The following is a 17,589-nucleotide window of genomic DNA, read 5'->3' as shown; positions in this document are numbered from 1 at the left end:
CGCCAAACGCCAGCGCTACAGCGCAAGCACACGACCACAAGGCAAGCGAACCCGGTAGAACCCCCACCACCCCCGCCGAACGCCAGCCCTCCTGCCGAACGCCAGCCCTCCTGCCGAACGCCAGCCCACCTGCCGAACGCCTGCCTTCCCGTCAAACGCCAGCGCTACAGCGCAAGCACACGACCACAAGGCAAGCGTTTCCGCCGGGCGGGGTGGCGGACGCGGGGCTGTCCGGCGGTTCGGCCGCGACCGACTACCCTCGACGCATGGAGATTTCCCGGGACGCGCTGGCGCGCATGATCGATCACACCCTCCTGCGAACCGATGCCACACCGGCGCAGGTCTCCGCGCTGGTCGCGGAGGCCAAGGAGCTGGGCGTCTTCTCGGTGTGCGTGTCGCCGTCGATGCTGCCGCTCACCGACGACCTCGCCCCATTGAAGGTGGCGACGGTGTGTGGGTTCCCGTCCGGCAACCACACCCCCGCGACAAAGGCCGCCGAGGCGGCCGAGGCGTCACGGCTGGGGGCCGACGAGATCGACATGGTCATCAACATCGGCCACCTGAAGGCCGGCGAACCACACCGGGTGGTCGAGGAGATCGCGGCCGTGCGCGAGGCCACCACCGGGCTGTTGAAGGTCATCATCGAAGCCGCCGCCCTGACCGACGAGGAGATCGTCACCGCCTGCCGGGCCGCCGAGGAGGCGGGCGCCGACTTCGTCAAGACCTCGACGGGCTTCCACCCGGCGGGCGGCGCCAGCACCCACGCCGTCGCACTGATGGCGGCGACCGTCGACGGTCGCCTCGGGGTCAAGGCCTCCGGCGGCATCCGCGACTGGAACACCGCACAGGCGATGGTCGCCGCGGGGGCCACCCGTCTGGGGTTGTCCGCCAGCCGCGCCATCCTGGAGGGCGCCCCGGCCTGACCTGCTGACAGCACCGCGCAGTCCCGGCCGGCACGGCATTCGCTCCCCGCGGGTCGTCGTTGAACGGGCAAGCAAGTGGGTTCCACCGACGCGGAGTTTAGGTTAGCCTAAGCAATTATGTCGGCGGTTGGTTCTCCGTTCCCGGGTGGGGTTCCGACCCCTCGCCCGGATCGCCCCGAAGCGAACCACGCGACGGTTTCCTCCGGGACTCCCGGAGGGTTCCGGCCACCCACCCCCACCAAGCCCGACTTCAGGGCAGGCCTGGTTGTGCTGGTCGTGGTGGCCTGCGGCACCGGCATGGTCCAGACCCCGGCCGGCACCGCCCTGCTGACCGCGTATCCCATCGTCCTGGGGTTCCTGCTCGGGTCGTCCCGGTTGTCCCTGCAACTGGCCGGGAGCTACGTCGCGCTGCGGATCCTTCACCACCTGTGCCTGCTGGGGGCGCACCTGCCGTTGGTGCCGTGGCTCGGAATCCTGTTGACCCTCTCGGTCCACGGCTTCCCGGCACTCGCCATGGGTCTGGTGGTCTTCACCCGGGTGCCGATGGGTGAGGCGATGGCGGCCCTGGGCACACTGCGACTGCCGGGCACCTTCCTGGTGGTCGTCATGGTCATCCACCGTTACGTCCCCACGCTGCTGGGCGAGCTTCGGACCATCCGTTCCGCGTCCAGGCTGCGGGGTTCGGAGGCCCGGTGGCGTCGCTGGCTGCGTCACCCGTTGAAGGAGCTGGAGCACGGCGTCGTCCCGGTGCTGATGCGTTCGGGACGGATCGCCGACGAGCTGTCGGCGGTCGCGGAGTGCAAGGGCCTCGACCCCGGGCACCGCCGTTCCGCGATGACCGTTCCGCGCCTGGAAGCCGTCGACTGGGCCCTGATGGCGTTCACCCCCGCGCTGGTCGCCGCCGTGAAGGTGTGGGTGAAGTGGTGATCGAGTTCACCGAGGCCACCGTCTCCTACCTCGGCGACGACGACGCCCTGCTTCCCGCGGCGCTCAGCGGCATCGACCTTGTCATCCCCACCGGTCAGAGCGTCCTCGTCACGGGGGACTCGGGGTGCGGCAAGACGACCCTGCTGCGCTGCCTGAACGGCCTGGTGCCCCACTTCTTCGACGCCCACGTCACCGGGAGCATCACCCTCGACGGTGTCCCGGTGGCCCAGCTGCAGGCCCGCGACCTGGCCTCCAGGCTCGGCACCGTCTTCCAGGATCCCCGTTCCGAGTTCTTCACGTTCGACGTGACCAGCGAGCTGGCCTTCTGCTGCGAGAACTTCGCCATGCCCTCCGAGGAGATCGTCCGCAGGGTCGGTGAGATCGCCGCCGACGTCGGGATCACCGACCTGCTGGGCCGCCGCATCGCGGGGCTCTCGGGCGGTGAGAAACAGAAACTGGCGATCGGGTCCGCGATGGCGCTGAGCCCCCGGGTTCTGCTGTTCGACGAACCCTCGGCGAATCTCGACCTCGACAGCCTCGACATGCTGCGCGGGGTGATTCTCGACCTCAAGGAAAGGGATGTGACGACGATCATCGCCGACCACCGCCTCTCCTACCTCGACGGGGTCATCGACCGTTGCGTCGTGCTGGAGGCCGGCCGGGTGGCCGCCGACCTCACCAGCGACCGGCTGCGGCTGCTGCCCGATGCCTGGTTCACCGATCACGGGCTTCGCCGGCTGCGCCGCACCGGGTTCCGGCCGACACCACCGGAGCCCTTCGACCAGGCCGGCCCGAGAATCCAGGACGCCCGGTTCGCCCATCCCCGGTGCGAACCGCTGTGGCGCATCGACGACTTGACCCTGCCCGCCTCCGGGGTGATCGGCATCACCGGCGCCAACGGCGTCGGCAAGACCACCTTGATGAGGGTCCTGCTGGGGCTGCTGAAATCCCGGGGAAGGGTCAGCTGGAACGGGAGAACCTGGACCAGGCGCCGCCGCACCCGCGACTGCGCCCTGGTGATGCAGGACGTCGAGTACCAGCTGGTGGGTGAATCGGTGTGGGACGAGATGCTGATCGGTTCCCCTCCCGGACCCGCGACCGAGGCGCGGGCCGCCGAGCTGCTGGCCCGCACCGGGTTGGAGGAGCTGCGGGAACGCCACCCGCTGACCCTGTCGGGTGGGCAGAAGCAGCGCCTCGGAATCGCCCTGGCCTGCATGAAGAAGGCGAGGGTGATCTGTCTCGACGAACCCACCTCGGGCCTGGACGCCAGGAACATGCAGCGGGTCTCCGACCTGCTGAGGGACGTGGCCGAGGACGGCGCCCTGGTGCTGGTCATCACCCACGACGTCGAGTTCATCGAAACCACCTTCGACCACACCGTCCACATCGACGGCCACCAGGTCGTCCTGGAGAAACTCGCGAGAGAAGAGGAATGATGAGCGAGTCAACGGAATCCACACAGCCCACACCCCCCGCGCAGAACCGCAGGAGCTCCCCGGTCCGTGACGCCGTCACCATCGGCATCTTCGTCGCCCTGTACATCGTGCTGTTCTTCATCTGCGGCATGACCATGGGCGCGATCCCGTTGATCATGGTGCTGCTCCCGGTGATCTTCGGGGTCTTCGGCGGCCTGATCTTCATGGTCCTGCTCGGCAAGGTGCAGCGCACCGGCATCTTCCTGATCACGGGCGTCATCATCGGGTTGATGATGATCTCCATGGCCCCCGGCGGCGTCATGTGCTACATGACGATCGCGGGTGGACTGGTCGCCGAGGTGATCTACTGGCTGATGGGGCACAAGTCCTTCGCGTCGATGACCGTCGCGTACACGGCCTTCGTGACCCTCTTCGCCATCGGCGAGTACATTCCCTTCGTCTGGATGAAGGACGCCTACCTGGAGCTCTACGCGAACAACCCCACCCTGGACGTGGCGAAGGTGGGGCTGGACATGCTCAACCCCGCGACCATGGTCATGTACTGCCTGCTCGCCGTCGTCGCCTGCGTCGCCGGGTGCTTCTGGGGCCGCGCGCTGACCCGCAGGCAGTTCTCCCGCGCCGGCATCGTCTGACGGCCCCATCTCCCGGCCGGAACCGGTCGGGTCCCCTCTCCCACGGAAACCGGAACTCCCCACTCCCCTTCAAGGAGGGAAAATGTAGGCTAGGTCGGCTGCTTGGGCGTCAGTGCCCCCCCACTCCCCTTCAAGGAGGGAAAATGGCCGTCATTGCCCCGCGACAGAATCCAACCAATGTCTGGGAACTGATCAGATCCGCGCACGCGGCGATGCTGCTGGGTGGCGCCGTCGCCTTCATCGGGGCGGCGCTTTCGAACAGACCGCCCGCTGACAGGTCTTGTTGACGGCCCGCCGCTACGGGGTCGCCGCGGCCACCGTGGTGCACAGCGCAGCGCGGTGGCCGGGTTTCCCGGGGAGCGCCAGGTCGTGGATGCGCAGCCCCGCGACGGGAGTTCCCGGGACCGTCCCGGCGCCCACGTAGTCGCGGGAGATTCCGCGCGACAGGCCGGTCCCGATGGCCTTGAGCAGGGCCTCCTTGCGCACCCAGACGCGCGCGAACGCCCCGGGGCGTTCCTCGGCGGGCAGGTCGAGCAACTCCGCCGCCTCCCGCGGATGAAAACTCGAACCGACCTGCTGCACGGTCCGGTCATCGGGGACCTTCTCCACATCCACCCCGAGCGGAAGATCCCCGAGCCCGATCAGCACGGTGGCGTCCTTGTGGGACAAAGAGAACTCGACCCCGTCGACCGACGGCTTCCCGAACTCACCGGTGTGGATCCGCACATCCGCCGCGGGCGTGAGCGTCGCGCGCCCCAGCACCTCGCGCAGCACCACCCGTGCCGCACTCCACGTCTCCCCGAGCCCGGGAACGACGAACCGCGCCGCCCGTTCCGCCTCGTCGCCCGAGAGCACGCCGCCCCGCCGCCGCGCCCACGCCGCCCCGGCCGCCGTGTCGGCGAACAGAACAACCGCTGACCCCGGCCCCGCGAGACACACCACACCCGGCAAGCCCGGGGGTTCATCGCAGTCACCGCCCACACCCAGGCGTCGCCTCAACTCGGCGACGGAAGGGGAAACGGTCATGTCACAACGCTAGCGGAACTCCTCCACCGCCCTGCCTTCGCTGCTGGATGTGATTCTCCGGGAAGATCCTGCTTCCTGAAAAGAGTGGTTCGGTTCTCCGCCCCCCGGCGGATCGGCTCGATCGGTTTGGATGGGCTCCGACGCGACCTCGTAGGCTGGGTGCCATGAGGACTCCCCGGCTGGTCGCGGACGACCTCGTTCTCGAGGCACCGGGCCTGAGTGACGCCGACGACTGGTCGGATGCGCAGGACGACGAGTGCGCCCGCTGGTTCGGGTGGCCGTGCCGGCCGGGTGCGGAACGCTGCCGGACCCATCTGGAGCGGATCGCGAACGACACGGAACCCGATTCCTTCACGTGGGCGATCCGCATCCCGGCCGGGTTCGCGGGAGGGATCGACCTGAAACTCCACGAGGGCCGCTGGAACGTCTCCTACTTCGTGCACCCGGCCCACCGGGGACGCGGGATCGCGACCCGCTCGCTCCGGCTCGTGTGCGAGTGGGCGCTCGGCGACCTCGGCCTGGACGTGGTCTCGACGCGGGTGCGGGTCGGCAACGCCGCGAGCCTGCGGGTGCTGGCGAAGGCGGGGTTCCACCCGGCAGCGGAGGAAACCGCCGACGACGGCCACCCGGAGGTGCTGCACGAGCTGGCCGGGAGCACCCGCCTCCGGCCGTGATGGCACGCCAGAACCTAGCCGGAGGTGTCGAACTGGTGCTGGTACAGCCTCGCGTAGGCGCCGTCGGCGGCCAGAAGCTCGTCGTGGGTGCCGCGCTCGACGATTCTGCCCTTCTCGAGCACCAGGATCATGTCCGCGGAACGCACCGTCGAGAGCCGGTGGGCCACCACGATCGCGGTGCGGCCCTGCCGTGCGACGTCGAGCGCCTGCTGGACGAGACGTTCGGAGGTGGCGTCGAGATGCGCGGTGGCCTCGTCGAGGATGATCACGGGCGGCGACTTCAACAGCAGCCGGGCGATCGCCAGCCGCTGCCGCTCCCCGCCGCTGAGGCGGTAGCCCCGCTCCCCCACCACGGTGTCGAGACCCTCGGGCAGGCGACGCACCAGGTCGGCGAGCTGCGCCCCCTCGAGGGCCTCCCACAGCTGTTCCTCCTCGACCCCGGGTCGGGCGTACTCGAGGTTGGCGCGGATGGTGTCGTGGAACAGGTGCGCGTCCTGGGTGACGTACCCGACGGTCTCGCGCAGGCTCGCCTGCCTCAGGCCCCGCACGTCGGCGCCACCGACACGCACCGCCCCGTACTCGACCTCGTAGAGGCGCGCCACCAGGTGGGTGATGGTGGTCTTGCCCGCCCCTGACGGCCCGACGAGCGCCACCGTCTGTCCGGGCTCGACGTAGAAGCTGATCTCGCTCAACACCTTCTCGCCGCGTTTCTGTTCCCTGTCGGCCTCCGGGGTGAGGGAGGAGAGCGACACCTCCGAGGCCGTGGGGTAGGTGAACCACACCTTGTCGAACTCGATGCTGGGCGGGCCCGGTACGTCGATGGAATCGTGGGCGTCGTAGATGGAGGGGGTGAGGTCGAGCACCTCGAAGACCCGCTCGAAACTGACCATGGCGGTCATCAGGTCGATCCGCAGGTTGCTCAGCTGCATCAGTGGCCCGTAGAGACGCGCCAGGAGCGCCACCATCGCAGTGAGGGTCCCGAGGCTGAGTCGCCCCTCGATGACGGCCCCGCCGCCGAACCCGTAGAACAGGGCGGTGGCCAGGGCCCCCACCAGGGTCAGCGTGGACAGGAAGACGCGCGTCACCATCGCCATCCGCACCCCGTCGCGGGCCAACTGCCCGGCCTTGTCCTCGAACATCGCGGACTCGCGACGCGGATCGCCGAACAATTTCACCAGCATCGCCCCGGAGACGGTGAAACGTTCCGCCATCGTGTCGGTCAGTTCCGCCTGATGATCCATCCTCAGGCGCGCCAACCGAGCGATGCGTCGCGCCACCAGTTTCGCGGGCACCATGAACACGGGCAGCAGCACCAGGGCCGCCAGGGTCAGCTGCCACGACAGCACCAGCATCGACCCCAGGACGAGCAGCAGGGTGGTGGTGTTGCTGAGGGCCTGCGAGAACGTCGACGTGAACGCCTGCTGCGCGCCCGCGACATCACCGGCGATGCGGGAGATGACCCTGCCCGTGTTGGAGCGGGTGAAGAAGGCCAGCGGCATGCTGCTGACGCGGTCGAACAGCTGGCATCGCAACCGGTGTGTCAGACCTTCCCCGATCCGGGCCGAACACCAGCGTTCCAGCAGCGCCAGCAGCGCACCGGCCAGCGCCAGCCCGGCGACGACCAACGCCAGCTGCACGACGAGGTCGGTGTTGCCCGCCAGCACCCCGTCGTCAATGATGCGCTGGAACAGCAGCATCGGGAGCACCGTGGTGGCGCTGCCCAGCAGCACCGCCACGGCGAAGACGATGAACCACAGCCTGAACGGTCGCGCCTGCAGGAGTATCCGACGAGCCGTGCCGCGTGAGAAGCGGTGTTGCAGCACCGAGTGGTCGCGGGCGAGGGGGCTCAGCATCGCCCCATCGCCGCGGCTCACTCCCAGTCCGTCCAGAGGTCTCATGCGAAGAGGGTAGACCCCTTCACCGACTCAATTTCAATGCTGCGGCCAAGTCGCTTTCGAAACGGCCATAGGAGGGGCTCCTGCGACGCAGCAGGCCAAGGTCCATGAGCGCCGAGAATTTCGGCTGGTGCAGCGTCTCCCGGTACGACTCGGTCATGTGCAGTTCGAGCTGTTTCTTGGCGTTTCGGGGGCGTTCGGGATCGGAGTCGAAGTGGGCGCCCCGTTTGATCGCCCGGCTTTCGCAGAGGGACTCGAGGGCGGTATTCGCCGCCTTTTGCCGCCCCGATCTCGAACTCGTACTCGCCTGCCTGCCGTCCTGCGCCCATCACGAAGGTCATGGCAATGCTGAAGTGCGTTGGATGTCCCGTTGATCGACGCCGCACCTCGGCGATGCCGCCGCGTTCCCTGAGCGCATTGTCCAGGTTTTCGCCGGGCGCCTGACTGGTGAATCCGAGGGCGTCGAGCACATTGGACTTTCCGGACCCGTTCGGACCGACCAACAGCGTCAGAGGCCCCAGCGACAGGTTGCAGATCTTGATGCTGCGATAGTTCTTGAGCCGGAGGCGGTGCAGCCGAAACATGGTTTCCGGGGACATGGTTCCAAGGCTATCCCGAGGGCGCACCGGCGGATGCGGCGTCGCGGGGCCGCCGCGCCGATTTTCCCGGCGAATGGTGGACACGGCACCGGAACGTGTCGTGAGAAGAGCACCGAACCAGTACGACACCGGACTGGTCATCACCGGGCATCCCTCGGCGCCGGCCCGAAACCATTAGGCTCGATGCATGCTTCTGAGCGACCGAGACATCCTGGCCGAGGTGACCGAGGGACGGATCGCCCTGGAGCCGTGGGATCCCGCGATGCTCCAGCCGTCGAGCGTCGACGTGCGTCTCGACCGGTTCTTCCGCGTGTTCGAGAACCACCGCTACCCGCACATCGATCCCGCCGAGGAGCAGCCCGAGCTGACCCGGCTGATCGAGGTCGGCGACGAGGAGGCCTTCGTGCTGCACCCGGGCGAGTTCGTGCTCGGCTCGACATGGGAGCAGGTGAGCCTGCCCGCGACGGTGGCGGCCCGCCTGGAGGGCAAGTCGTCGCTGGGGCGTCTGGGGTTGCTGACTCACTCCACGGCCGGTTTCATCGACCCGGGTTTCTCCGGCCACGTGACCCTGGAGCTGTCGAACATGGCGACGCTTCCCGTGAAGCTGTGGCCGGGCATGAAGATCGGCCAGTTGTGTTTCTTCCGGCTCTCCTCTAAGGCCCGGCACCCGTACGGCTCCAAGGAGTACGGCTCCCGGTACCAGGGTCAGCGGGGCCCCACCCCGTCGCGATCCCACCTGAACTTCCACCGCACCAGGGTGTAGGGGAAAACACCCGGCAGCTCGCGGACGAGGTGGACGGGACCGGCGTCCGCGGGGACGCAGCGCCCGGAGATCTCGTGGGCATCCGCCGCCGAACCGGGGCCTCACCGACCGCTGCTCGCGCCCCGCAGCTCCGGCGACGCCACGTCGCGCGTCGTGACAAGCGAATGGGGGCGCCCGGGGGGAGTCGATGACTCCACCGGGCGCCCCCACCCACGCGAATGCGGTTCTCGTGCCGCCGATGTCAATGGCCGGGGGGATGGTGCGTGGAACTGCTTCCGGCGCTCGGCCCGGGGCCATGACGTCGGTCATGACGAGATCACGCCCCGGCTCAGTTCTCGGCGAGGTGGAACGGGTTCAGCTTCTGCACGGCCATGATGTACCACGCGGTGGCGCCGGTGTGCAGGCTCGTGTAGTTCACGTCATCGCCACCCGAGTAGCCTTCCTTCGAGTTGGCCTGGATTCCCTTGCCGTCCGCGTTCGGCCCGGACAGCTGTTCCTTGTGGATGCTGTCCAGATACGCACCGGCCCGCTGCATGTGCTCCTCCGTGCCGCTCACCTTCAACGCGAGCGCCATGTGAGCGGTGCCCTCCAGCCAGACCGTGTCGTCGTTGCGGCTCAATTGCTCCGGGTCGGTTCGCAGGGCGAACCGCACCCCGACGATCGGCTGGGCGGGGTTGGAGTTGTCGGTCACCTCGAGCTTGGCGACCGCCCAGTCCAGTGCCCGGCTGTACGGATCCGAGCGGAGGGCGAGGTAACCCCAGGACTGCACGTCCTCGGGAATGTACTCGTCCCGGTTGATAGTGACACCGTCGGACTCCGTCCCGATGTGGAAGCGCCCTTCCTTCTCGTCCCACATGCTCTTGACGAATTCGCTGGCGTGCCCGCGGGCGCTGCTCCACTTGTCGTCGTTGGTCAGCTGGTGGAGCATCCCGAACAGACCCACCATGTCGATGTTGTGTTCGGTCGAGTTCCACTCCAGCTTCTTGCCGTCGTTTCCGTAGCCGGCGGTGAAGCCTCCGGTTCCCCGGGTGTCGCTGGTCTCCCGCAGCAGCCATTCACCGATGCGCACCGCACCGTCACGGTACTTCGCGTCCTTGGTGACGTGCGCGAGATGGGCCAGCGCCATTCCGGCCCAGGCCTGGTTACCGGCCGCCGAGCCCGTGCCCAGGATGTTCGGCACGCCGTCGGCGTCGAAGAGGTTCTCGGGCCCGTAGGAGTTTCTCACGCGCCCGTCGCCGATGGGATCCTTCGCCTGCATCTGCAACAACGCATCCCCCATGGCCCTCGCACGCGCGAGAGAGTCGGGATTGTCCTTGCGGTTGGCGTAGGCGATGATCACCAGCGCGTCGTCATAGATGACTGAATTGTTCCAGGAGTCCAGGTGCCCCCCGTGGTAACTCGACGGCATGCGAGGAGCCGGCGCCGAGGCCCACTCGTCCATCGCCCCGTCGAGATATAGATAGGCGTTGCTGACCGTCTCCTCCTCGGTTGCCGCACCCGCCGGGGCGGACATGACCAAGGACATGCTCAAAGCGGCGACGAGGATTCGTAGAGCGCGCTTCATCGAAGTCCCTCACTTTCTTTTTCTTTCAGATGGTTTTGTTCTTCAGGTGTTCCCGCCTGCACCGGCACGGCGTGTCCCGCAGCGGAGGCGGCCGCGTCCTCCAGCAGTCCGGTCTGCTCCCGGACGGGGGCGGCCTCGGTCTCGGCAGCGCCGCCGGGCACCGGTGATCGAGCCCGGCGACTGCGCACCTGCTGGAAGTCACGAGTGTTCACCTCGGATCGCTTCTCGGCCCTGCGGGAACCGCATTTCTTGGGAAGATTTGTGAATATTCAAAATTTGTGAAGCCAAGCCATCCCGGACCCCCGGCCGGAACATCGCGTTGCGCGCTTCCCGGCCTCGTGTCGACGGCCCCGCGCGGCGTGCGTTTGTGCGCAGCGTAGCAACGGCGAGGTCCACGCGGACCGGGCCGCAGCGGGGGTCAACGCGTCGCTGATCCCGATGCCGCCAGTTCTCCGGACACCCTCACCCCGGTTTCGACACGGCCCACTCGCCGACGCTCGAGTACTCACGCCGGCACCCGGGTTGGGAACCGTTCCGGTCGGAACCGTCACGGATTCATCGTTGCTCAGCAGGCGGGAAGAACACCGAGCAGCTCGTGGACGAGGTCGGCGTCCGCGGGGGCCCCGTACTCGGAGATCTCGTAGGCCTCCGCCGCTGCGGGGATGCGTCCGTGGCGCCGTCGCAGTTCGTCCGCGAACTTGACCGCGATCCGGTTGGTCTTCTCCCGTTCCCGCCGGCGAAGGAACTCGGTGCGTGCGGGTTCCCCATCCGGGACCTCCGCCGCGAATCCGTTGATGTACGGCAGCCATTCACGGACCTGGCTCTCGTGGGCCATGATGGCGTCCAGTTTCTGCTCCAGCACCACGTCGATGTCGAACACGACGTCGGGGCGGAACGGCCTCGGGTCGGTGAACGGGTCGTGGGTGTGCAGGATGACCGGCCGGGTTTCCGGCACGGGCACGTCGGGGACGATGCCCGGCACCATGAGCAGATATCCCGCGTCCTGCACCGCCGTCGCGATGGCCCGGTGGTCCGGGTGGTAGTCGGCGGGCCTGGGGGACACCACGACCTGCGGCCCGAAGGACCGGATGGCGGTGATCACCGCCTCGCGCAGCGCCCGGTCGGGAAACAACCAGCCGTCGGTGAAACCGAGGTTGGTCACCGTCGCCCCGACCGCTGCCGCGCCGGCCCGGGCCTCCGCGCGACGGCGTTCCACCAGCTCCGGGCCGGTCATCTCGTGATGGCCGCTGGAGCCGTCGGTGGCGGAGACGAACCGCACCACCCCGCCGGCCCGGGTGACGAGCGCCGCCAGCCCGGACGACTCGAACTCGCAGTCATCGGGGTGGGCCCCGAACATGAGTACTCGGACATCTGTCATGGGTGTGATCCTGTCGGTCGGGTGCGCCGGGGCGTCACCGTTGCAGTACATCTGCACGACACAGCATGGCGGCGCCGAAGAGCGACCCGTCGGCGACGTGCTGGGAGACGGCCAGTTCGGGGGCGTAGGGGAAGCTGGCCGCCATGTGGGCCCGGACGACGGGCGCCCACCGGTCGAAGGAGCGGGCCAGCCCACCGCCGAAGACGATGCGTTGCGGATCCAGCAGCGTGCAGAGATTCCCGAGCATCGTCGAGATGAGCGCCGCCGTCTCACCCGCGAACGCGACGGCAACCGGGTCCCTCGCGGCGAACAACTCCCTCGGGGTCACGGCCCGCCCCAGCATCCTCGAGGCCCGCCTGCCCAGCGCAGCGCCCCCGAGCAGTTCCTCCAACGGCGCGGGCGAGGCGTCGTCGTCCCTGACCACGTCGGCCACCGGACTCGGCTTCATGTAGCCGATCTCACCCGCGGCCCCGTGCGCCCCCTGGACGATGCGGCCGTTGACCACCAGCGCGGCGGCCACCCCGGTGCCGAGATTGACGTACAGGCCGGGATCGACGTCCCGCAGTCTCCCGGCCACCATCTCGCCGTAGGTTGCGGCACGCACGTCGTTCTCGAACCGGACGTGCACGTCGCCGAGTTCGCCGCGCACGAGCTGCGCCAGGGCGGCGTCCTCCCAGGCCGGCGTGTTCGGGGAGAGCTCGACGACGTCGTAGCTCATCAGTCCCGGACGCACCACGATGCAGGTGCCGAACCGGGTGTGCCACCCTCGGACCCGCTGCACGTGCCCCCGCAGTTCCTCCAGTGCCGTGTCGCGCGCCGTATCCGGAGTGGGTGTGGGCACCCGGAAGGAATCGATGATGCTCCCGTCCACCCCCACCCACGCGAATGCGGTTTTCGTGCCGCCGATGTCAATGGCCAGGGCGGATGGCGCGTGGAACTGCTCTCGACTTCCCGGCACTCGTTCCGGCTCCATGATGTCGGTCATGACGAGATCACGCCCCGACTCACTTCTTGGCGAGGTGGAACGGGTTCAGCTTCTGCACGGCCATGATGTACCACGCGGTGGCGCCGGTGTGCAGGCTCGTGTGGTTGATGTCATCGCCCCCGGAGAAGCCTTCCTTCGAGTTGGCCTGGATTCCCTTGCCGTCCGCGTTCGGCCCGTACAACTGTTCCTTGTGGATGCTGTCCAGATATACGCTGGCCTGCTTCCTGTGTTTCTTCTTGCCGCTCACCTGCAACGCGAGCGCCATGTGAGCGGTGCCCTCCAACCAGACCGTGTCGTCGTTGTTTCCCTGCTGGTTCGGATTGACCTGCTTGGCGAACTGCACCCCGACGACCGGCTGGGCGGGGTTGGAGTTGTCGGTCACCTCGAGGTTGGCGATGTTCCAGTCCAGCGCCCGGCGGTAGCGCTCCTTCCGGAGGGCGAGGTAGCCCCAGGACTGCACGTCCTCGGGAATGTACTCGTCCCGGTTGATGGTGACACCGTCGGGTTTCGTCCCGATGTGGAAGCGCCCTTCCTTCTCGTCCCACATGCTCTTGACGAATTTGCGGGCATGTTTGAAGGCGCGACGCCACTTGTGATCGTTGGTCAGCTGGTGGAGCATCCCGAACAGACCCACCATGTCGATGTTGTGTTCGGTGGATTTCCACTCGATCTTCGACCCGTCGGACCTGTAGCCACCCGTGAAGCCGCCGGTTCCCCGGGTGTCACTGGTTTCCCGCAGCAGCCATTCACCGATGCGCACCGCACCGTCACGGTACTTCGCGTCCTTGGTAACGTGCGCAAGATGGGCCAGCGCCATTCCGGCCCAGGCCTGGTTGCCGGATGCCGATCCCCAGGTCTGGATGTTCGGCACGCCGTCGGCGTTGAAGAGGTTCTCGGGTCCGTAGGCGTTTCTCACGCGCCCGTCGCCGATGGGATCCTTCGCCTGCATCTGCAGCAACGCATCCCCCATGGTTCTCGCACGGGCCAGGGAATCGGCGTTGTCCTTGCGGTTGGCGTAGGCGATGATCACCAGCGCGTCGTCATAGGTGACGGAGTTGTCCCAGGAGTCCAGGACACCCCCGTGGTAACTCGACGGCATGCGAGGAGCCGGCGCCGAGGCCCACTCGTCCATCGCCTCGTCGAGATGCAGGTAGGCGTTGCTGACCGTCTCCTCCTCGGCGGCGGCGACGGGGGTGGACATGACCAGGGACATGCTCAAAGCGGCGACGAGGATTCGTAGGGCGTGCTTCATCGGAGCCCCTCACTTTTCTCTCAGGTGTTCTTGTTTCTCAGGTGTTCCCGCCATCAGGCACCGGCACGGACCGCCTCGCGCCGGAGGCGGCCGCGTCGTAGAAGGCACGGGCGGCGGCAAGGTTGCGCCAGGCGTCGCGGACGGTGCCCAGCGAATTGTTCTCACCACGGATCCGGTCGACGAGCGGCTGGATCAGGTCGGAGTCGTCGTCCAGCGGCCCGATCCGCTCCCAGGCGGGAGTGGCCTCGCCGCCGGCACGCAGCACCGAGATGTGCGCGTCGATGGTGTCGATCGCCAGCGACCCCTCGGTCCCGTTGAGGGTGGTGGTGATCCGCCACGCCCCGTCCGCGCCGGTCCAGGTGTTCTCCATGGTGGCGACCACGCCGTCGGAGAAGGTGAAGATCGCGTGGCCGTAGTCCTCGACGGGCAGCTGCGGGTACCGCAGGTTCGCGACGTGCCCGACGACGTCCACCGGTTCGGCTCCCAGCAGCCAGCGCAGCCGGTCGATCTGGTAGATCGCGTGGTCGATCCAGCCGCCGCCGGGGGCCTTGTCCTCCTCCACCCACCAGCCGGGCGAGTCGGAGTCCTCCCACGCCTTCGGCAGCACCCCGCACAGCACGAAGTTGGCCGAGACGATCCTTCCCAGCTCACCGGAACGCACGATCTCGAAGAGCCGCTGGTTCTGATCCGTCATCCGCGACCGCGATTCGGCCGGGATGAAGTGCACGCCGGCCCTTTCCACCGCCTGCACGATGGCGCTCGCCTCCTCCAAGGTGCGCGCCAGCGGTTTGATGGAGACGATGTGTTTGCCGGCCCGCGCCGCCCTGATGCAGATCTCGGGGTTCTGTTCGACGCTGAAGAAGGAGCCGATGGCGTCGATCCCGGGATCCTGCAGCGCATCGTCGAGGGAGGTGGAGAACTCCGCCCCCAGGTCGCTGGCGAGGGCCCTGCCCCGGGCCGGGTCGCTGTCGACGATGAGCGGCAGCTCGGTCTGCGGGTGCCTGCTCAACCCCCGTGCCAGCGGCACCGCCGAGTACCAGTGGTCGAGCCCGGTGATTGCGAATGTGATGGAAGTCACGAGTTCACCTCAGATCGCTTCTCGTTTCCGCGGGGATCGCGTTTCTGAGGAGTATTTATTAATACTCGGAGTTTGTCAACTGGCGCCGTCCTGGACCCCCAGCCGGAACATCGCGTTGCGCGCGGTCTCCAGCCCCATGTCGACAGCCCCGCGCAGCGTGGCGTCGGTGTGCAGCGTCGCGACCTCGAGGTCGACGTGGAACGGGCTGCGCCGGGTCACCGCGTCGCTGATCTCGGCGACGTGGTCCTGGAGACGGATCCCGATGCCGCCGCCCAGGACCACGCACTCGGGGTCGAGGACGGCGTTGATGGCGATCACCGCCGTCGAGATGCCCTCCACGAACCGGTCCATGACCTGCCGGGCCGCCGGATCCCCGGACGCGGCCAGCTGCAGGACGGCCTCCGGCGTGGGGTTCACCAACCCCAGCTCCCGGGCCGACGCGGTGAGCGCGCGCGCCGACACGACGTCCTCCAGCACGCGCACCCTCCCGTCGGCCCCCGTGGCGGCGAGCAGGTAGGCGAGCTCACCGGCGGCCCCGTGGAAACCGCGGTGCAGCCTCCCTTTGAGGATGGTGGCCAGGCCGGCGCCGGTACCGATGTGGAAATAGGCAAAGGACTCGCGGCGCCTGGCCCTGCCGTGGATCGACTCGGCGAGCGCGGCGAGGTTGACGTCGTTCTCGATCTGCAGCCGCGTACCGAGTTCGTCGTTGAGCATGTTGATGAGCTTGGGGCGCTGCCAGCCCGGTAACTGGTCCGCGTAGTCCACCACGCCGCGTTTCGGGGCGAAGACACCCGGGGAGCCGATGACCGCATAGGTCCGCTCGGGGTTGAGCCGCAGCCTCGCCTTCGCCTGGGAAACCTCCGCCGAGATCAGCTCCACCAGCGCGGTCGCGCTCCTGGCCACGTTGCGCACGTCGTGCCGGTAGAGCTCGTCGCCCGCGATGTCCACCACCGCCACGCGAACCCAGACGCGACCGATGTCGACGGCGATGACCGACGCGGCGGCGGCGTTCACCCGGTACAGCTTGGCGGGCCTGCCCGTGTCGCGGGCGTCGATGCCCAGCGGGACGACCAGCCGCGCGTCCACGAGCTCGTTGAGCGCCGCGATCACGGTGGGCTGGGAGAGCCCGGAGGTCCGCGCCAACCCGGGGCGGGTCGACGGGCCCTGACTCAGCAGCGAGTCGAACAGGACCCGCTGGTTCATCTCACGGATGAGTTTGGGGCCCTTGCCCATCAGCCGGTCGTTGGCCGTCGGCATGTCGATCCTCTCCACAGTGTTGCCAAGTCAACTCTGTTAGTTAATACTACTTATAATCTGGTGCAACGGAGCTAAGGAGTGTCATGACTCAGCAGAGGCCGCTACGGTTCGGGATCCTCGGGGCCGGCATGATCGCCGGCGACGAGGACGGTTTTCTGCCCAACCTAACCACGCTCGGGGACAAAGTTGAAGTAACCACGGTCGCGGATGTCGTGCCCGAGCACGCGCAGCGCATCGCGGAGAAATTCGGCATCAAAACCGTTTACGAATCGCTCGACGAGATGTTGCGTGACGACCGCGTCGAGGCCGTCGCGAACCTCACCCCCATCTCGGTGCACGCCGAGACCTCGATGCGGATCCTCCGCAGCGGCCGGCACCTGCTGAGCGAGAAACCGCTCGCCACCACCATGGAGGAGGCCAATGCGCTCATCGAGGAGGCCGAGCGGCAGGGCGTGGTGTTCGTGTGTGCCCCTCCCGACACGCTCTACGCCCAGTACCGCGAGGCCCGCCGGCTCATCGACGAGGGCCGCATCGGGCAGGTGTGCTTCGCCCGGGTGCGCAGTTCGCACGGCGGTCCCGGCGGGGCCCCCGACGGGTGGCCTTTCGACCCGACCTGGTTCTACCAGCCGGGCGGCGGGCCGCTGTTCGACATGGGCGTCTACGGCATCCACGAGATCACCAGCCTGCTGGGGCCGGCGCGGCGGGTCTCGGCCTTCGGCGGCATCACCGAGGCAACCCGCACCGTGCGCGGGACGGGCCCCTTCGGCGGGCTGCGGATCCCCGTCACCACCCCCGACAACTTCCTGTTCATGCTGGACTTCGGCAACTCGACCTACGCCGTGATCGACGCGACGTTCAACGTCCTGGCCTCCAAGGCCCCCAAGGTGGAGGTGTTCGGGCGGCGGGGTGCGATGGCCATCTACCACCGCGACGAAAACCCGCTCGAGGTGTTCGTCCAGGACCTGGAGCCCGGCGTCGACGCCTGGATGGACCCGGAGGACCTCTCCCGGGCCAACAACGTCAGGGAACAGGAACTGCACCGCGCCATGCTCATGGAACACCTGGTCGACTGCGTCCGCAGCGGCGAGCCCCCCATCGCAGACGCCTACAGGGCCCGGCACGCGCTCGAGATCATGTCCGCGGCCATCGAGTCCGCGAAATCCGGCCGGGTCGTCGAGCTCACCACGTCGTTCTAGGCCA

Annotated in this window: 18 protein-coding genes; 8 read left to right on the top strand and 10 right to left on the bottom strand. The window is 68.0% G+C overall.

Going from position 1 to position 17,589, the window contains the following annotated elements; translation table 11 throughout:
• The first annotated feature begins 266 nt into the window (after nt 1-266).
• The 5 genes from deoC to E0E39_RS15630 all read left to right on the top strand — a co-directional run bounded on the left by deoC (nt 267) and on the right by E0E39_RS15630 (nt 4,205).
• The gene (gene deoC / locus E0E39_RS00800; RefSeq protein WP_130873050.1) at nt 267-923 is read left to right on the top strand and encodes a deoxyribose-phosphate aldolase; all 657 of its coding nucleotides are present in this window, start codon (nt 267-269) and stop codon (nt 921-923) included.
• A gap of 117 nt (nt 924-1,040) precedes the next feature.
• Nucleotides 1,041-1,850: an energy-coupling factor transporter transmembrane component T gene (locus E0E39_RS00795; RefSeq protein WP_130873049.1), complete on the top strand. Its 810-nt coding sequence runs from the start codon at nt 1,041-1,043 to the stop codon at nt 1,848-1,850.
• On the top strand, nt 1,847-3,286 hold the full coding sequence (locus tag E0E39_RS00790) for an ABC transporter ATP-binding protein (protein ID WP_165444583.1): 1,440 nt from the start codon (nt 1,847-1,849) through the stop codon (nt 3,284-3,286). Before E0E39_RS00795 ends, E0E39_RS00790 begins: the two co-directional genes overlap by 4 nt.
• Nucleotides 3,286-3,918: an MptD family putative ECF transporter S component gene (locus E0E39_RS00785; RefSeq protein ID WP_165444582.1), complete on the top strand. Its 633-nt coding sequence runs from the start codon at nt 3,286-3,288 to the stop codon at nt 3,916-3,918. Before E0E39_RS00790 ends, E0E39_RS00785 begins: the two co-directional genes overlap by 1 nt.
• 143 nt (nt 3,919-4,061) lie before the next feature.
• A complete protein-coding gene (locus E0E39_RS15630; RefSeq protein ID WP_165444557.1) occupies nt 4,062-4,205 on the top strand; it encodes a hypothetical protein in 144 nt (47 codons plus the stop codon).
• Between the two features lie 10 nt (nt 4,206-4,215).
• On the opposite strand, the gene E0E39_RS00780 is transcribed toward E0E39_RS15630, so the two are convergent.
• A complete protein-coding gene (locus tag E0E39_RS00780) occupies nt 4,216-4,944 on the bottom strand; it encodes a 4'-phosphopantetheinyl transferase family protein (RefSeq protein ID WP_130873046.1) in 729 nt (242 codons plus the stop codon).
• A 164-nt stretch (nt 4,945-5,108) separates the two neighbouring features.
• Here E0E39_RS00780 and E0E39_RS00775 point away from each other — a divergent pair, with 164 nt between their 5' ends.
• Nucleotides 5,109-5,618, top strand: coding sequence for a GNAT family N-acetyltransferase (locus E0E39_RS00775; protein WP_130873045.1), 510 nt, complete (start codon nt 5,109-5,111; stop codon nt 5,616-5,618).
• Nucleotides 5,619-5,632: 14 nt separating this feature from the next.
• Here the strand turns inward: E0E39_RS00775 and E0E39_RS00770 are convergent, their stop codons facing one another.
• Nucleotides 5,633-7,516, bottom strand: a complete 1,884-nt coding sequence (locus tag E0E39_RS00770) for an ABC transporter ATP-binding protein (RefSeq protein ID WP_245988150.1) — start codon at nt 7,514-7,516, stop codon at nt 5,633-5,635.
• Nucleotides 7,513-8,112 carry an AAA family ATPase gene (locus E0E39_RS15950; RefSeq protein ID WP_207302373.1) on the bottom strand — a complete coding sequence of 200 codons (600 nt, stop codon included), beginning with the start codon at nt 8,110-8,112 and terminating at the stop codon, nt 7,513-7,515. The genes E0E39_RS00770 and E0E39_RS15950 overlap by 4 nt, the downstream gene beginning before the upstream one ends.
• 187 nt (nt 8,113-8,299) lie before the next feature.
• On the opposite strand from E0E39_RS15950, the gene dcd reads away from it, so the two are divergent.
• A complete protein-coding gene (gene dcd / locus E0E39_RS00760; protein WP_130873044.1) occupies nt 8,300-8,875 on the top strand; it encodes a dCTP deaminase in 576 nt (191 codons plus the stop codon).
• A gap of 328 nt (nt 8,876-9,203) precedes the next feature.
• On the opposite strand, the gene E0E39_RS00755 is transcribed toward dcd, so the two are convergent.
• From E0E39_RS00755 to E0E39_RS00725, 7 genes are all read right to left on the bottom strand, one after another.
• On the bottom strand, nt 9,204-10,439 hold the full coding sequence (locus E0E39_RS00755) for a glycoside hydrolase family protein (protein ID WP_130873043.1): 1,236 nt from the start codon (nt 10,437-10,439) through the stop codon (nt 9,204-9,206).
• Nucleotides 10,436-10,651 (bottom strand): hypothetical protein, encoded by a 216-nt coding sequence (locus tag E0E39_RS00750; protein ID WP_130873042.1) that lies wholly within the window; start codon nt 10,649-10,651, stop codon nt 10,436-10,438. Before E0E39_RS00750 ends, E0E39_RS00755 begins: the two co-directional genes overlap by 4 nt.
• A gap of 353 nt (nt 10,652-11,004) precedes the next feature.
• Nucleotides 11,005-11,817 (bottom strand): PIG-L deacetylase family protein, encoded by an 813-nt coding sequence (locus E0E39_RS00745; RefSeq protein ID WP_165444581.1) that lies wholly within the window; start codon nt 11,815-11,817, stop codon nt 11,005-11,007.
• 34 nt (nt 11,818-11,851) lie between these two features.
• Nucleotides 11,852-12,802 (bottom strand): ROK family protein, encoded by a 951-nt coding sequence (locus E0E39_RS00740; RefSeq protein ID WP_130873040.1) that lies wholly within the window; start codon nt 12,800-12,802, stop codon nt 11,852-11,854.
• A 19-nt stretch (nt 12,803-12,821) separates the two neighbouring features.
• Nucleotides 12,822-14,054: a glycoside hydrolase family protein gene (locus tag E0E39_RS00735; protein WP_130873039.1), complete on the bottom strand. Its 1,233-nt coding sequence runs from the start codon at nt 14,052-14,054 to the stop codon at nt 12,822-12,824.
• Nucleotides 14,055-14,091: 37 nt separating this feature from the next.
• On the bottom strand, nt 14,092-15,132 hold the full coding sequence (locus E0E39_RS00730; protein WP_130873038.1) for a Gfo/Idh/MocA family protein: 1,041 nt from the start codon (nt 15,130-15,132) through the stop codon (nt 14,092-14,094).
• 75 nt (nt 15,133-15,207) lie between these two features.
• Nucleotides 15,208-16,389 carry an ROK family protein gene (locus E0E39_RS00725; RefSeq protein ID WP_130873037.1) on the bottom strand — a complete coding sequence of 394 codons (1,182 nt, stop codon included), beginning with the start codon at nt 16,387-16,389 and terminating at the stop codon, nt 15,208-15,210.
• An 83-nt stretch (nt 16,390-16,472) separates the two neighbouring features.
• Between E0E39_RS00725 and E0E39_RS00720 the strand changes: the two genes are divergently transcribed.
• Nucleotides 16,473-17,585, top strand: a complete 1,113-nt coding sequence (locus E0E39_RS00720; protein WP_130873036.1) for a Gfo/Idh/MocA family protein — start codon at nt 16,473-16,475, stop codon at nt 17,583-17,585.
• Nucleotides 17,586-17,589 lie beyond the last annotated feature (4 nt).

It is taken from the genome of [Pseudopropionibacterium] massiliense (genome assembly GCF_900607225.1).
In the GTDB taxonomy this organism is placed as follows: Bacteria; Actinomycetota; Actinomycetes; order Propionibacteriales; family Propionibacteriaceae; genus Arachnia; species Arachnia massiliensis.
Note: the sequence above shows the minus strand (reverse complement) of the source record. Positions and strands in the feature narration are given on the sequence as shown.

What these genes read in the sequence shown, in the direction of transcription:
- deoC (WP_130873050.1), top strand. Translation starts at nt 267, where the DNA reads ATGGAGATTTCCCGGGACGCGCTGGCGCGCATGATCGATCACACCCTC.
- E0E39_RS00795 (WP_130873049.1), top strand. Translation starts at nt 1,041, where the DNA reads ATGTCGGCGGTTGGTTCTCCGTTCCCGGGTGGGGTTCCGACCCCTCGC.
- E0E39_RS00785 (WP_165444582.1), top strand. Translation starts at nt 3,286, where the DNA reads ATGAGCGAGTCAACGGAATCCACACAGCCCACACCCCCCGCGCAGAAC.
- E0E39_RS15630 (WP_165444557.1), top strand. Translation starts at nt 4,062, where the DNA reads ATGGCCGTCATTGCCCCGCGACAGAATCCAACCAATGTCTGGGAACTG.
- E0E39_RS00780 (WP_130873046.1), bottom strand. Translation starts at nt 4,944, where the DNA reads ATGACCGTTTCCCCTTCCGTCGCCGAGTTGAGGCGACGCCTGGGTGTG.
- E0E39_RS00775 (WP_130873045.1), top strand. Translation starts at nt 5,109, where the DNA reads ATGAGGACTCCCCGGCTGGTCGCGGACGACCTCGTTCTCGAGGCACCG.
- E0E39_RS00770 (WP_245988150.1), bottom strand. Translation starts at nt 7,516, where the DNA reads ATGAGACCTCTGGACGGACTGGGAGTGAGCCGCGGCGATGGGGCGATG.
- E0E39_RS15950 (WP_207302373.1), bottom strand. Translation starts at nt 8,112, where the DNA reads ATGTCCCCGGAAACCATGTTTCGGCTGCACCGCCTCCGGCTCAAGAAC.
- dcd (WP_130873044.1), top strand. Translation starts at nt 8,300, where the DNA reads ATGCTTCTGAGCGACCGAGACATCCTGGCCGAGGTGACCGAGGGACGG.
- E0E39_RS00755 (WP_130873043.1), bottom strand. Translation starts at nt 10,439, where the DNA reads ATGAAGCGCGCTCTACGAATCCTCGTCGCCGCTTTGAGCATGTCCTTG.
- E0E39_RS00745 (WP_165444581.1), bottom strand. Translation starts at nt 11,817, where the DNA reads ATGACAGATGTCCGAGTACTCATGTTCGGGGCCCACCCCGATGACTGC.
- E0E39_RS00740 (WP_130873040.1), bottom strand. Translation starts at nt 12,802, where the DNA reads ATGACCGACATCATGGAGCCGGAACGAGTGCCGGGAAGTCGAGAGCAG.
- E0E39_RS00735 (WP_130873039.1), bottom strand. Translation starts at nt 14,054, where the DNA reads ATGAAGCACGCCCTACGAATCCTCGTCGCCGCTTTGAGCATGTCCCTG.
- E0E39_RS00725 (WP_130873037.1), bottom strand. Translation starts at nt 16,389, where the DNA reads ATGCCGACGGCCAACGACCGGCTGATGGGCAAGGGCCCCAAACTCATC.
- E0E39_RS00720 (WP_130873036.1), top strand. Translation starts at nt 16,473, where the DNA reads ATGACTCAGCAGAGGCCGCTACGGTTCGGGATCCTCGGGGCCGGCATG.